Origin of the sequence: Pseudorhizobium tarimense (assembly GCF_022968135.1) — a bacterium.
Lineage (GTDB): Bacteria > Pseudomonadota > Alphaproteobacteria > Rhizobiales > Rhizobiaceae > Neorhizobium > Neorhizobium tarimense.
Genome location: NZ_JALJRA010000001.1, coordinates 31,503 through 45,630 on the forward strand (window position 1 = coordinate 31,503; position 14,128 = coordinate 45,630).

10 protein-coding genes are annotated in these 14,128 nt (G+C 64.2%); 1 reads left to right on the forward strand and 9 read right to left on the reverse strand.

Annotation, left to right across the window (positions count from 1 at the left end; all coding sequences use genetic code 11):
• Positions 1–120: 120 nt before the first annotated feature.
• Positions 121–2,460: a PAS domain-containing sensor histidine kinase gene (locus MUU54_RS00135; RefSeq protein ID WP_247242377.1), complete on the forward strand. Its 2,340-nt coding sequence runs from the start codon at positions 121–123 to the stop codon at positions 2,458–2,460.
• Here MUU54_RS00135 and MUU54_RS00140 read toward each other — a convergent pair.
• The 9 genes from MUU54_RS00140 to MUU54_RS00180 form a co-directional block, all read right to left on the reverse strand.
• Positions 2,450–5,401, reverse strand: a complete 2,952-nt coding sequence (locus tag MUU54_RS00140; RefSeq protein WP_247242008.1) for a bifunctional [glutamine synthetase] adenylyltransferase/[glutamine synthetase]-adenylyl-L-tyrosine phosphorylase — start codon at positions 5,399–5,401, stop codon at positions 2,450–2,452. The genes MUU54_RS00135 and MUU54_RS00140 overlap by 11 nt on opposite strands.
• A gap of 25 nt (positions 5,402–5,426) precedes the next feature.
• Positions 5,427–6,818 carry a sensor histidine kinase gene (locus MUU54_RS00145; RefSeq protein ID WP_247242378.1) on the reverse strand — a complete coding sequence of 464 codons (1,392 nt, stop codon included), beginning with the start codon at positions 6,816–6,818 and terminating at the stop codon, positions 5,427–5,429.
• Between the two features lie 22 nt (positions 6,819–6,840).
• A complete protein-coding gene (locus MUU54_RS00150; RefSeq protein ID WP_376742025.1) occupies positions 6,841–7,596 on the reverse strand; it encodes a response regulator transcription factor in 756 nt (251 codons plus the stop codon).
• Between the two features lie 91 nt (positions 7,597–7,687).
• A complete protein-coding gene (locus MUU54_RS00155) occupies positions 7,688–9,247 on the reverse strand; it encodes a Do family serine endopeptidase (protein ID WP_247242009.1) in 1,560 nt (519 codons plus the stop codon).
• Between the two features lie 98 nt (positions 9,248–9,345).
• A complete protein-coding gene (locus MUU54_RS00160; protein WP_247242010.1) occupies positions 9,346–9,849 on the reverse strand; it encodes a cytochrome c-type biogenesis protein in 504 nt (167 codons plus the stop codon).
• Positions 9,846–11,834, reverse strand: coding sequence for a heme lyase CcmF/NrfE family subunit (locus tag MUU54_RS00165; protein ID WP_247242011.1), 1,989 nt, complete (start codon positions 11,832–11,834; stop codon positions 9,846–9,848). Before MUU54_RS00165 ends, MUU54_RS00160 begins: the two co-directional genes overlap by 4 nt.
• Positions 11,831–12,364, reverse strand: a complete 534-nt coding sequence (gene ccmE / locus MUU54_RS00170) for a cytochrome c maturation protein CcmE (protein ID WP_247242012.1) — start codon at positions 12,362–12,364, stop codon at positions 11,831–11,833. Before ccmE ends, MUU54_RS00165 begins: the two co-directional genes overlap by 4 nt.
• Positions 12,361–13,506 (reverse strand): c-type cytochrome biogenesis protein CcmI, encoded by a 1,146-nt coding sequence (gene ccmI, locus MUU54_RS00175; protein WP_247242013.1) that lies wholly within the window; start codon positions 13,504–13,506, stop codon positions 12,361–12,363. The genes ccmE and ccmI overlap by 4 nt, the downstream gene beginning before the upstream one ends.
• A 140-nt stretch (positions 13,507–13,646) precedes the next feature.
• The gene (locus MUU54_RS00180) at positions 13,647–14,069 is read right to left on the reverse strand and encodes an RT0821/Lpp0805 family surface protein (RefSeq protein WP_247242014.1); all 423 of its coding nucleotides are present in this window, start codon (positions 14,067–14,069) and stop codon (positions 13,647–13,649) included.
• Positions 14,070–14,128 lie beyond the last annotated feature (59 nt).

Below are 14,128 nucleotides of genomic sequence, written 5' to 3' on the forward strand. Positions count from 1 at the left end.
GGATTCAATAGCTTTAAAAAGTATTAGCGCTCCTCTGGACACGGCGAATCGCTCGTGATTCATTAGGTTAGATTCGGGCGAGCGGCGCGCCGGATTTCCATGAGGGGTCAGATGAAAACGATGGCGGACGCGCGACGGGCACCCGTCGGCGAGGGGTTCTTGCGTCTCAAATTTCCGGTGATGAAGCGGGCATCCGGTCTTTTCGGCACCAAGGCCGATCTCACCGTAACACCGATCTCACGGCAGATGCCGCGTGTCGAGCTCGTGCTGAAGCGGTCAATCCCGCTCCTCATCCTCGCCTTCCTCGCAGTCGTCGCCACCTCCCGCAGCGTCGGCATGCTGTCGGAACACGACAGGATGCAGGAAGGTGCGCGCCAGGCGACCGCCCTTGTCGCCGCCACAGCAGTCGCGGCCTTCTCCGGCCAGGACGCCGTGATCGGCAGCGCTGACCGCAAGGCCGCCGAAGCGCGGCTTGCGACCTTTCTTCCCGCCGACCGCCTGGGACCGGACTCTTTCCTGCTTCTTGTCTCCCCCTCCGGCAAGATCTTCGGCGGGGTCGGTGCTTCTGGCTATGTCGGCCTGCAACTGACGGCGCTTCTGCCCGAAACCGCGGCGCTGCGCCGCTTCGGCGGCTCTGGCCTGATAGAGACCTCGATCGGCGGCGAGTCCCATTATGCCGCCATCCAGCCGGTTGGCAATGACGGCGGACTGATCGTCGCTGCCCGCTCGCTCGCCACCATCCATTATTTCTGGCGCCACGAGGTCTCGCTGAACGTCACGCTGTTTGCCTGCATCTCCGCCATCCTGCTGGTGATCCTCTATGCCTATTACATGCAGGTGAAGCGGGCGCGAGAAGCCGACGAGACATTTCTGGAAAGCAACCTGCGCATCGAGACGGCACTGGCGCGCGGTCGCTGTGGCCTCTGGGACTTCGACGTCGCCAACCGCCGCCTCTTCTGGTCAGGCTCAATGTACGAGATGCTCGGCCTGCCGCCGGCGGGCAGTGTGCTGTCCTTTGCCGATGCCGCCCGGATGATGCACCCGACCGACGGCAACCTCTATGCCTTGGCGCGGGCCATCAGCCGCGGCAATGCCAAGCAAGTCGACCAGGTCTTCCGCATGCGCCACGCCGCCGGCCATTATGTCTGGATGCGTGCTCGCGCCCAGGTGGTTCGCAACGCCAGCGGCCGCACCCATGTCATCGGCATCGCGATGGACGTTACCGAGCAGCACCGGCTGGCACAGCGCTATGCGGAAGCCGACCAGCGTCTGGCCGACGCGATCGAATGTACGTCCGAGGCCTTCGTGCTGTGGGACAAGAACGACCGCCTCGTGATGTGCAACGCGCATTTCCAGCAGGCTTACGGCCTTCCGGACAACGTCCTCGTCCCCGGCACCGAAAAGGCCGTCGTCAAGGCCGCCGCAGCCCGTCCCGTCATCGAACGCCGCATCGCCGATCCGGATCAGAACTGCCTGTCGCGCACGAGCGAAGTGCAGCTCGCCGACGAGCGCTGGCTGCAGATCAACGAGCGCCGGACGCGCGATGGCGGCATGGTATCGGTCGGCACCGATATCACCGCGATGAAGCGCCATCAGGACCGGCTGCGCGAATCCGAACGCCGCCTGATGGCAACCATCAGCGACCTATCGGCCTCGCAAAAGAAGCTGGAGCGGCAGAAAGAAGAGCTTTCGGTCGCCAACGCCAATTATCAGGCGGAAAAGGAACGCGCCCAGGCAGCCAACAAGGCGAAGTCTGAATTCCTTGCCAATATGAGCCACGAGCTGCGCACGCCGCTCAACGCCATCCTCGGCTTCTCGGAAATCCTCGTCAACGAGATGTTCGGACCTGTCGGTTCGCCGAAATATGGGGAATATGCCCGCGACATCCACGATAGCGGCAAGCACCTGCTCAACGTCATCAATGACATCCTCGACATGTCGAAGATCGAGGCCGGGCACATGAAGATCCAGTGCGAGACGATCGACCTTGCACCGCTCATTGAAGAAAGCCTGCGCCTCACCTCCATCGCCGCCGAGGAGAAGAGCATCTCGATCGAACAGTACGTCTCGGCCGACCTCGGCCTCGTCGGCGATCGCCGCGCCATGAAGCAGGTCATGCTGAACCTCCTGTCGAATGCGGTGAAGTTCACCAACGAAGGCGGCCGCATCATCGTGCGCGCCCGGCGCACCGAGACCGGCGTCCTGCTCACCATTGCCGATACCGGGATCGGCATCCCGAAGGCTGCCATGGGCAAGATCGGTCAGCCCTTCGAGCAGGTTCAGAGCCAGTATGCAAAGAGCAAGGGCGGCTCCGGGCTTGGCCTCGCCATCTCCCGCTCGCTGGTCGCACTCCACGGCGGCACGATGCGCATCCGCTCCTGCATGGGCAAAGGCACGGTCGTATCGCTCAGCGTTCCCACGAATCCAAGCTTCGCCCTCCCTCGCCCGGCTACGAGCTGACCACCTTCCGGAAAATCGCCCGCACCGCCTTCGACAGGCGCTTCACCTCTCCCTCAAGGCCGCGGATATCGGGGCAGTCTCCAGCGCGGCTCAGCCGCTCGACGAGGCCCGCCGGCGCTTCCTTGCGCGAGAACGGCCCGTCGATGCATAGCCGGATGATCTGCGAAAGCTCCGTGAACAGCGCCAGCGCCTCGCGCAACGTCGCAAGATCGTCCTGCGGCATCATCTCCTGGCCATGTGCGGTCAGCGCATCGCCGGTGCTCATGCCGTTGGTGTCGATCGAAAGCCCCCTCGCCGGCGCCACCAGCCGCATATACTGGGCGATGAACTCGATGTCGATCAGGCCGCCCGGGATCAGCTTCAGATCCCAGATGTCGCGCGGCGGCTTCTCCTTCTCGATCAGCTCTCGCATCTCGCGCACGTCCGAAGCGATCTTCTCCTCATCACGCGGCTGGGAGAGCGCATCGGCAACGACGGCGCAGGCCTCTTCCGCTAGGCTTTCATCACCACAGACCATGCGGGCACGGGTCAGCGCCATGTGCTCCCAGGTCCAGGCCTCCTCCTGCTGATACTTGCGGAAGGCCTTGATCCGGGTCGCAACCGGACCCTTGTTCCCCGAAGGCCGAAGCCGCATATCGACCTCAAACAACACCCCTTCGGCGGTCGGCGCCGAAAGCGCCGCGATCAGCCGTTGTGTGAGGCGCGTATAGTAGCGCGTGGTGTCGAGCGGCTTCTCGCCGTCGGACTCGTAGGCGTCGTCTTGGTGGTCGTAGAGCAGGATGAGGTCGACGTCGGAGGCCGCCGTCAGCTCGAAGCTGCCGAGCTTACCCATCCCCATGATGGCGACGCGGCCACCGGCGAAGCGGCCATGCGCCGCCTCGATTTCCCGTTGGACGGCGGCCAGCGACTGCTCGATCAGTAGGTCCGCCAGATCGGTAAAGGCGCGGCCGGCAACGGCGCCGTCGATTGCGCCGGTCAGCAGCCGGATGCCGATCAGGAAGCGCTGCTCGGCGGCAAAGATGCGCAGCCGGTCGAGCACGTCCTCATAGTGGCGCGCTGGCGCCAGAAACGTCTTCAGCCGCTCAGCGAGATAGTCGCGCGTCGGCAGTTCCGCCATCAGCGCCGGGTCCAGCATGCCGTCGAAGACATGCGGACGCGACGCGATGATGTCGGCCAGGCGCGGTGCCGACGACATGATCCGCACGATCAGGGACAGGAGGTTGGGGTTGTTGCCGATCAGCGAGAAGAGCTGGATGCCGGCCGGGAGGCCTGACAGGAAGCTGTCGAAGCGGAGCATGGCCTCGTCCGCGCGGCTGCTCTGGCCGAAAGCCTTCAGGAGCTCCGGCATCAGCTCGGTCAGCCGCTCGCGCGCCTCGACCGATTGGGTGGCGCGGTAGCGTCCGTAGTGCCAGGTGCGGATCACCCGCGCGATATCGGAGGGCCGTTCGAAGCCGAGCGAGGTAAGCGTCTTCAGCGTCCCCGGGTCGTCCTGCTCACCGGTGAAGACGAGATTGCCCTCCACGCCAGAAAGCTTCGCCTCCTGTTCGAACAGGCGGGCGTAGCGCCTTTCAACGATGCGGAAGGTCCGCTCCAGCATCTCGGAGAAGGATGCGGTCTCGGCGAAGCCCAGCATGAAGGCGACGCGCTTTAGCTCCGCTTCGGTCTCCGGAAGGATGTGCGTCTGCTCGTCGCGCACCATCTGGATGCGGTGCTCTACATCGCGCAGGAACCAGTAGGCGTCGGTCAGCTCGTCGGCGATCTCCGGCGTGATCCAGTTTGCCTCCGCCAGCGCCTTCAGCGCCTCTTCCGTCCGGCGGGTGCGCAGCGGCGGCATCCGTCCACCGGCAATCAGCTGCTGCGTCTGCGCGAAGAACTCGATCTCCCGAATGCCGCCGCGGCCGAGCTTGACGTCGTGGCCCTTGACGGCAATTGCCCCGTGGCCCTTGTGGACGTGGATCTGCCGCTTGATCGAGTGGATGTCGGCGATCGATGCATAATCGAGGTACTTGCGGAAGACGAAGGGCACCAGCTGGCGCAGGAACTCCTCGCCGGCCGCCAGGTCCCCGGCGATCGCGCGGCCCTTGATGAAGGCTGCCCGTTCCCAGTTCTGGCCGCGGCTCTCGTAATAGAGAAGGCCGGCTTCCATCGGTACGGCCAGCGGGGTCGAGCCTGGATCCGGACGAAGCCTCAAGTCGGTGCGAAAGACGTAGCCGTCTGCCGTGCGCTCCTGCAGGATGCGCACGAGGCGCCGCATCATGCGGCCGTAGATCTCCGTGCCGTCGATCGGGTCGGGCACGATGCCGCTGTCGGGATCGAAAAAGACGACGATGTCGATGTCGGAAGAGTAGTTGAGCTCCTGCCCGCCGAGCTTGCCCATGCCGATCACGACGAGGCCCGAACCTTCGCTCGGCTGCGCTGGATCCTTCAGGCGCAGCTTGCCGCTTTCATGGGCCGCCAGCAGCAGATGATCGATGGCTGCCGAGACAGCCGCATCCGCAAAAGCGCTCAGGTAGCGCGCCGTTTCCCGTGCAGAAAATATCCGGCCGAGATCGGCGAGCGCCAGGAGAAAGGCCAGGCTGCGCTTGGCTGTTCGAAGGGAGGTCATAACCTCCGTCTCGGAAGGAATTCGGTTGTCGATCGGTCGCCAGCAGTCCCGTGCGCTGGCAGTCCACCCCTCCAGTGCCACCTCCAACGGCTCGGTGATCGCACTTTCAACGAGATGCGGCGCAATTGTCGCGGTTTCCCGCAGGTATGGCGAAAGCGTCAGCGCCGCGACAAGAAAGCGCTTCAGAGGCGCATCTGCGGCCATCAACTCGGCCACCATTGGTTCGCTCTTGCCGATGTCCTTCAGCACCGCCGTCGCCGCCTTGATCTCGGTCTGGCTGAGCGGCCGGATCACATCGGCGGCAACGTCTTTCAGGTATCTTGCAGTCTCTGCCACGGCATCCTCCCCATGCCGTCCCTTCTTAGGACGTCAGCGGCGGAAACACCATGGTCGCGGTGAGGCCCGGCGCCTGCGCATTCTCCTGATTGGTCGCAGACAGGCGCAGCGCGCCCCCATGCAGCTCCATCACGGCTTCCACCAGCGACAGGCCAAGACCCGTTCCGGGCTTGGAACGGCTTGCATCGAGGCGGACGAAGCGCTTCACGACTTCCTCGCGCTTCTCCTCCGGCACGCCGGGACCGTTGTCGCAGACGGAAAGTCGTATGCCCGTGGCGTCGGCAATCAGCACGACATGCACCAAAGGCTCGCCCGCGCTCCCGGCGGAATACTTGATCGCATTGTCGAGCAGGTTGAACATCGCCTGCCCGATCAGTTCGCGATTGCCCTTGACCCTCAGCCCCGGCGCGATCGAGGTTTCCAGCCGCAGCCCCGCCTCCTCGGCCACCGGTTCGTAGAGTTCGCAGCTGTCGGCGGTGATGGCGGAAAGGTCCACCTCGCTAATCTCGGCGGCAATCGAGCCGGCTTCGACACGGGAAATCATCAGCAGTGCGTTGAAGGTACGGATCAGCTGGTCGGATTCGGCGATGATGCCTTCGAGTGCTGCACGGCGCTGGCCGGCATCCTCCTCGTCCAGCGCATCGGCCGCCTTGTTGCGCAGGCGCGTCAGCGGCGTCTTCAGGTCATGCGCGATGTTGTCCGAGACCTGCCGCAGGCCCTCGTTCAGGCGCTCGATGCGGCCCAGCATGGCGTTCAGCGATTCCGACAGGCGGTCGAATTCGTCGCCCGAGCGGCCGACCGGCAGGCGCTGTGAAAGGTCGCCTGCCATGATCTTCTGGCTAGCGCCTGACATGCGGTCGATCCGTTTCAACGCATTTCGGCCGATGCCGAACCAGATGAACAGAGCGCCGATACCCATGATCGTCAACGCCACCATCAGCGCCCGTCTGACGATGCCGCGGAAGCGCCCGGGCTCACCCAGGTCTCGCCCGATCATCACGCGCAGGCCGTTCTCCATGAAGACCACATTGGCAATCGCCATGTGCTCCCGCTCCGGCCCCGACTCCGAGAACGGACGGTAGGAGAAGGGAAAGCGCGTCCAGCCCTGCTCGTCGAGCACACCCGGCTGCAGCGATGCCACGTTACCGGCGAGGATCTCTCCGGTCGGTCCGGCCACCACGTAGAGGTTGGCGCCCGGCTGGCGGGCCCGCCGCTCCATGATCCGCAGCATGCCGTTCAGCCCGCCGCGATCATAGGCGCGCTGGATATCACCGATTTCTTGAACGAGGTTCTCCCGCGTCTGCTGTGCGAGGATCCGCTCCGACATCGCCGTGACGTAGACGACGAGGAAGGCCGCGCAGATAGCGAACAGCAGAATGTAAAGCGCCGACAGGCGGACGGCGGTCGAGCGGAACATCAGGCGAAGGCGCGACGTCACCTCAACCCTCGTCCTTGATCATGTAGCCGGCACCGCGAATGGTCTTCAAAAGCGGCTTGTCGAAATCCTTCTCGATCTTGGAGCGCAGCCGCGACACATGCACGTCGATGACATTGGTCTGCGGATCGAAGTGATAGTCCCAGACATGCTCCAGCAGCATTGTGCGGGTCACCACCTGGCCGGCATTCTTCATGAGATATTCGAGCAGACGGAACTCGCGCGGCTGCAGCAGGATTTCCCTCCCCGCCCGCCGCACTTCGTGCGAAAGCCGGTCGAGCTCCAGGTCGCCTACGCGGTAGACCATGTCCTGCTCGGGCGCCCCCTTGCGCCGGCCAAGCACCTCGACGCGGGCCAGGAGTTCACTGAAGGCGTAAGGCTTGGGCAGATAGTCATCGCCCCCTGCCCTCAGGCCCGCCACGCGGTCGTCTACCTGACCCAGAGCGGACAGGATCAGCACAGGCGTGTTAATGCCGCGCTTGCGCAGCTCGCTGATCACTGCAATCCCATCGCGTCGCGGCAGCATGCGGTCCACGACCATGACGTCGTAGCTGTTTTCGCTCCCCATGAAGAGGCCGCTTTCACCATCGCTTGCATGGTCGGCCACGATACCAGCCTCGCGAAAGGCCTTGGTCATGTAGGCGGCCGCTTCGAGATCGTCTTCAATCACGAGAATCTTCATATGCGGAACAATAGCGTCCGCTGGCCCTTTTGCACCCCCGGATTCGTCGGCAGGGGCATGGCGGGTGGAGGTTTCCATCTTGTCGCTCCTTCAACTCAGACGCGCGGAAGAAAAGAAAAAGGGCACCGACGTGACCGGCGGTGCCCCTTGATGATGCTGCTTGGGAGGATCAGCCTTCGTTGATCGGCAGGGCGATGAAGCGGCTGCCGCGGTCGGACTCGACCTGGAAGAGCGCCCGGGTGCGGCCGTCCTTGCGGGCCTGTTCGATGACCTTCTCGATGTCGCCGGCTTCGGACACCGACTGGTTGTTCACCGAGACGATCTTTTCGCCGGCCCGCAGGCCGCGAGATGCAGCTTCGGATTCAGGATCGACGTCGGTGACGGCCAGGCCGGTACCATTGTCAGCTGGGGCAACGGTGATGCCGAGGCTGGACAGCGCCTTTTCCGACGACGGAACCGGGGCATCCGGCTCGACCGGTTCGGCCGCAGCGGCGTCTTCGCTGGCAAGGTTGCCGAGCGTCACGTCGATGTTCTGCGACTTGCCGTCACGCCAGACCGCAACTTCCACCTTCGTGTCGGGACCGAAAGCTGCAACCTTGCGGGCGAGATCGCGGGCATCCTTGATCGGCTCGCCGTTGATCGCGGTGATGACGTCGCCTTGCTGGATGCCGGCCTTCTGCCCGGGCGAGCCTTCCTGCGGAGCAACGACCAGTGCCCCCTGTGTTTCGGACAGGCCGAGCGATTCGGCGATGTCCTTGGTCACCGGCTGGATCTGCACACCAAGCCAACCGCGCTCGACCTTGCCGTCGTCGATCAGGTCCTGGACGACGTCCTTGGCGACCGATGCCGGGATGGCGAAGGCGATGCCGACATTGCCGCCCGAGGGCGAGAAGATCGCGGTGTTGATGCCGATCACTTCACCTTCGAGGTTGAAGGCCGGGCCACCGGAGTTACCGCGGTTCACGGCCGCATCGATCTGGATGTAGTCGTCATATGGACCGGAGCCGATATCGCGGCCGCGAGCCGACACGATACCTGCGGTCACCGAACCGCCGAGGCCGAAGGGGTTACCGACGGCGACAACCCAGTCGCCCACACGAACCTTCGTGTCGTCGGCGAGGTTGACATAGGTGAACTTGCGGTTCGCATCGACCTTAAGAACGGCCAGATCGGTACGGCTATCCTTGCCGATCAGCTTGGCATCGAGTTCGGTGCCATCATCCATAACGACGGTGAAGGCTGCGCCATCATCTACAACGTGGTTGTTGGTGACAAGGTAGCCGTCTTCAGAGATGAAGAAGCCGGAACCCTGGGAGGTCGGGCGCAGGCGGTGCGGCGCGTTATCATCGCCACGTGGTGCGCGCTGGGCGCGGTCGCCATCACGGCTGCCCGGCATCTGGCCGCCGAACTCGCGGAAGAAGCGCTTCAGCGGGTGGTCGTCCGGCAGGTCATCAAAGCCCTGGCCGTTGAAGTTGAAGCTGAAATTGCTGTTGTCGGAAACCGGCTGCGCTTCGGACTGAACGCGCACGGAGACGACTGCCGGTGAAACGGCGGAAACGACGTCCGCAAAGCTCGGGGCCTGCGGTGCCTGAACCTTGACCGGGTCGGCGAAGGAGTCCACGACCTGTGCCGGAATGCCGGTGGACAGCATGACTGCGGCAAGACCGGCAACCGTGGAGGTCTGCAGGACCGTCTTCAGGCTGGGACGGCGGCGTTTGCTGTTTTGCATGTTTGACTACCCTTCTCTCTTCACTCTTGCTTGCACCGGGTGTTCCGGCGGGCGGTGGATGACGAGAGATATAGGGAGCCGGACCTTACCTGCAGGTGTCAGGGGGATGAATTGTTTGTAATGTTCTTGTGGCCGGAGTTCGGCTCCCGCCCGACCAGTTCATCCAGTCTGGCCTGCTCCTCCGGCGTCAGCACCTGCGGATCCCGCGCCTGCAGGCGCCCCCGCGCCATCAGCACGAGAACAACACCCCCGATCAGGAGCAGCACCACCGGCGCCGTCCACAGTACAATGGTGCGCGCGGAAAGCCGCGGTTTCAACAAAACGAATTCGCCGTAACGGGAGACGACGTAGTCGATCACTTCCTCGTCGCTGTCGCCATCCACCAGCCGCTCGCGCACCAGCACGCGCAGGTCGCGCGCCAGTTCCGCATTGGAATCGTCGATCGACTGGTTCTGGCAGACCATGCAGCGCAACTGGCTGGAAAGATTGCGCGCACGCGCCTCCAGCACCGGATCCGCCAGGATCTCGTCCGGATTGACCGCCAGAGCCGGTGCGGCTGCACTGAATGCCAGAATCAGCGCGAGAAGCAGCGTCCGCATCATTCCGCCGGCTCCATCGCGACTTTGGCCGCCCTTGCCTTGCGGCTTGGGGCGCCCACCCGCAGGCGGCGGTCGGAAAGCGAAACGAAGCCGCCCAGCATCATGATCAGACCGCCGCCCCAGATGCACAAGATGAAGGGCTTCCACCAGATGCGCACGACGATGCCGCCGTCGGCCATTGGATCACCGAGGGAAACGTAGAGCTGGCTGAAGCCGAACGTCAAAATTCCGGCCTCCGTTGTCGGCATGCGTCGCGCCGTATAGATCCGCTTGGAGGACCAGACGTCGGCAACTGTCGCGCCGGCGCGGCTGACGGTGAAGTGGCCGCGCTCTTCGGTGAAGTTCGGTCCCACCGCCTCGCGCATGCCGTCGAAGACGAGGCTGTAGCCGCCGGCCTCGGCCGTCTGGCCCTGCTTCATCTCGACCACCGTTTCGGTCTGATAGGTAGTCACCATGACGATGCCGAGCACGGCCACGCCGAGGCCGAAATGGGCGAGCGCTGTCCCGAAGGCAGAGCGCGGCAGGCCCACCAGGCGGCGCCAGGCGACATTGAAGGGAAGCTTGCCGAAGTTGGCCCGGTACCAGATATCGGCCAACGCACCGAACATGCCCCAGAAGGCGAGCGCGATTCCGAACACGGCCATCACCGGCCCGCCATTCTCCACGTAGTAGAGGATCAGACCGACCACCAGCGCAAGGCCCGCCGCCACGTAGAGGCGCTGCATCGCACCGAGAAGGTCGCCGCGCTTCCAGGCGAGCATCGGCCCGAACGGTACGGCCGCGAGCAGCGGCAGCATCAACAAGCCGAAGGTCATGTTGAAGAAGGGCGCGCCGACGGAGATCTTCTCGTCCGTCAGCGTTTCCAGAACCAGCGGATAGAGCGTGCCGATCAAGATGGTCGCGGTCGATACCGTCAGGATCAGGTTGTTGAGCACCAGCGAACCTTCGCGCGAGACCGGAGCAAACAGCCCGCCCGACTTCAGCATCGGCGCCCGCCAGGCAAAGAGTGCAAAGGCGCCGCCGATGAAGAGCATCAGGATCGCGAGGATGAAGATCCCGCGCGTCGGATCGGTTGCAAACGCGTGCACGGAGGTCAAGACGCCGGAGCGCACGAGGAAGGTGCCGAGCAGCGACAGCGAGAAGGTCATGATGGCGAGCAACACTGTCCAGATCTTCAGCGCCTCGCGCTTTTCCATCACCAGCGCCGAATGCAAGAGTGCTGTACCCGCAAGCCAGGGCATGAAGGAAGCGTTCTCGACCGGGTCCCAGAACCACCAGCCGCCCCAGCCCAGCTCATAATATGCCCAGTACGACCCCATCGCAATGCCGGCGGTGAGGAAGGTCCAGGCGGCCAGCGTCCAGGGCCGCACCCACCGCGCCCAAGCGGCATCGATGCGCCCCTCGATCAGGGCGGCAACCGCGAATGAAAAGCAGACGGAAAAGCCGACATAGCCGAGATAAAGCAGCGGTGGATGAATTGCGAGCCCAGGGTCCTGCAGCACGGGGTTCAGGTCCTGCCCCTCGGCCGGCGCCGGATTCAGGCGCAGGAACGGGTTGGAGGTCAGCAGGATGAACAGCATGAAGGCGGTGGAGATCCAACCCTGTACGGCCAGCACATCGGCGCGCAGCGTTTCCGGCAGGTTCCGGCCAAAGATTGCCACCAGGCCGCTGAAGAACACCAGGATCAGCAACCACAGCATCATGGAGCCTTCGTGATTGCCCCAGACGCCGGAGACCTTGTAGACCACCGGCATCAGCGAGTGGGAATTTTCCCAGACGTTCCTGAGCGAGAAGTCGGAGACCACATAGGCCCAGGTCAGGGCCGCAAACGCGATCAGCACGAGGACGAACATCGTCAGCGACGCCACCGGCGCCAGCGCCATCATCGTGGCGTCGCGGCGGCGTGCGCCAATCAGCGGCACAGTCGAAACGATCAGGGCCGTCGCCAGCGCCAAGACGAGCGCGTAATGGCCGATCTCGATGATCATTGCTCGAGCACTCCCGGGATAGCTGCGTCCGTGTCACCCTGTGCTATGCCGCTGGCGTTCTTTTCGACCGCAGGTTTCCCCATGCCGCTGCCGGTACCGTCTTCCCAGACGCCTTCCTTCTTCAGCCGGTCGGCGACTTCCTTCGGCATGTAGTTCTCGTCATGCTTGGCAAGCACACTATCGGCGACGAATGAATGTGACGCGGCGTCAAAGGCGCCTTCGGTCACCACGCCCTGCCCTTCGCGGAAGAGATCCGGCAGGATCCCGGTGTAGCTGACCGGCACCGTCTCCGATCCGTCGGTCACCGCAAATGTGACCGTCGAGCCCTCGCCTCGCTTCACAGATCCCTCGGCCACCAGCCCGCCGAGGCGGATTCGCGTGCCGGGCGCGACTTCCGTCGTCGCCAGATCGGACGGCATGAAGAAATAGGCGACGGACTGGCTAAAGGCGAACATCACCAAAAGCACGGCGGCGATGATGAAGCTCATGCCACCGGCGATGATCGTCAGCCGCTTCTGTTTGCGTGTCATTGCGTCACTCCATCGACGGGAAGGCCCACCTCGCGCGCCAGCGCAATCAGCTGCCGTCCTTCGTCGCTCTCTGCCGGGAAGCTTTTCAGACCCGTGTTGAGCGCTTCTGTGGCCTTTTCTGTCTCGCCCAGCACGGAATAGGAGCGGATCAGCCGCAGCCAACCGTCCAGATTGTTGGGATCTTCTTCGAGGCGTGCGGCCAGGCTTTCCACCATCCCGCGGATCATCTCCTGCCGATCGGCGCCCGACATCGCTCCCGCAGCGGCAACGCCTTCCGTCGTCGGACCGCGAGGCACTGCTGCAACCGACGGCGGCGTCGCCTCGCCGCCGGTTGCGGCGATGTGCTGCTGCACAAGCTCCATCCACGGTGCATCCGCCGGAGAATCCTTCGCCAGCGCCTCGAAAGCCTGACGCGCTTCGTCCTTCCGCCCGGCCTGTTCCAGCGCCAGCGCCAGATAGAACCGCGCCCGCGGATCCTCCGGCCGAAGCCGCAGGCTCCCCTCGAAGGCCAAACGGGCGTCCTCCGTCACGATGCCGTCGTTGGCGGCAATCAGCGTCTCACCAAGCCCCGCCAACCGTTCGGGGCTAGTGCCGAGGAGCCGGATGGCATTGCGATAGGCGATTTCCGCATCTTCCAGCCTCATGGCCTTGAAGTATATCGGCGCCAGCAGATCCCAGCCGGCGCCATCGTCCGGGTTCTGCGCCAGATGACGCTCCGCCTTGGCGATCAGGATATCCATGTTGTTGCCGGGATTTTCCAGCCGTGCGGCAAGCGGCTGATCCGGCAGGTTCGGGCTCCCAAGCGCCAGATAGACCGAAAGCCCGACGACCGGCACGAGCAGCGTCACGGCGACCGCCGTGACGCTGCTCGTGCCCGAGCGTTGGCGGGTGGCGGCATACGTGTCGGCGTTGCCAGCTGCGGCAAGCAGCCGCCGGCCGATCTCGGCCTTTGCGTATTCGGCTTCCTGCGCGCCGATCAGTCTCTGGTCACGGTCGCGCTCCAGTTCGGCCAGTTGGTCGCGATAGACCGCCACCTCGCCGGCACGGTTGGGTGCCGACGGCTTCTGGCCGCGTGCAAGCGCAACAAGCATGACCGCCGCCACGGCAGCCGTCAGACAGGCGAGGATGATCCACAGAAACATAGGGGTCCAATTACTTGAACCATCCGGCCATTCCAACTGCCGAACGGGTCATGAAGCGGATTTGAGGCGTTTCGCCGCAAGCGTTTCCAGTTCTCTCTGGCCCCTCGCCCGCGACAGAACCATGATGCATGTCAAATCGGTCAGCTGAGCGGCGTCCAGGTGCCGTTGTCGTTCCGGCATGCCGCGCCGCGGGCCTTCACCTCTCGGCCGTTGCTCGAGACGGTATGAGTGTACTGCCGGCAATTTTGCGAACCCACCTGATAGGGCGCCGCCGCGACCACCTCGCCGCTGACGTCACGCCCCTTCCAGACCACCGGCTGCCCCCCGGGTGCGGCTTCGAGCGCCCGATACTCTGCCTCCAGCGCACGCGAACGGTCGCTCTCGCTCACCGCCACGCCGCTGCGGCCGACGATCCCGCCCTGCAGCGCGGCGATATACTGCGAGGATGACGAGCCACGGGGCGACAGAAGGCTTCCGTCGCCGCTGCCCGAGGTTGAGCATCCGGCGAGCAAGCAGGCCATCAGGATCGGCGGGACGGCAAGATGAAGACGTGTAGAGCGCATCTGTTGAAACACCGGTTGGCAGAAAATTGTCCTGTTGTGCGATGCCCGGCACTTACGAT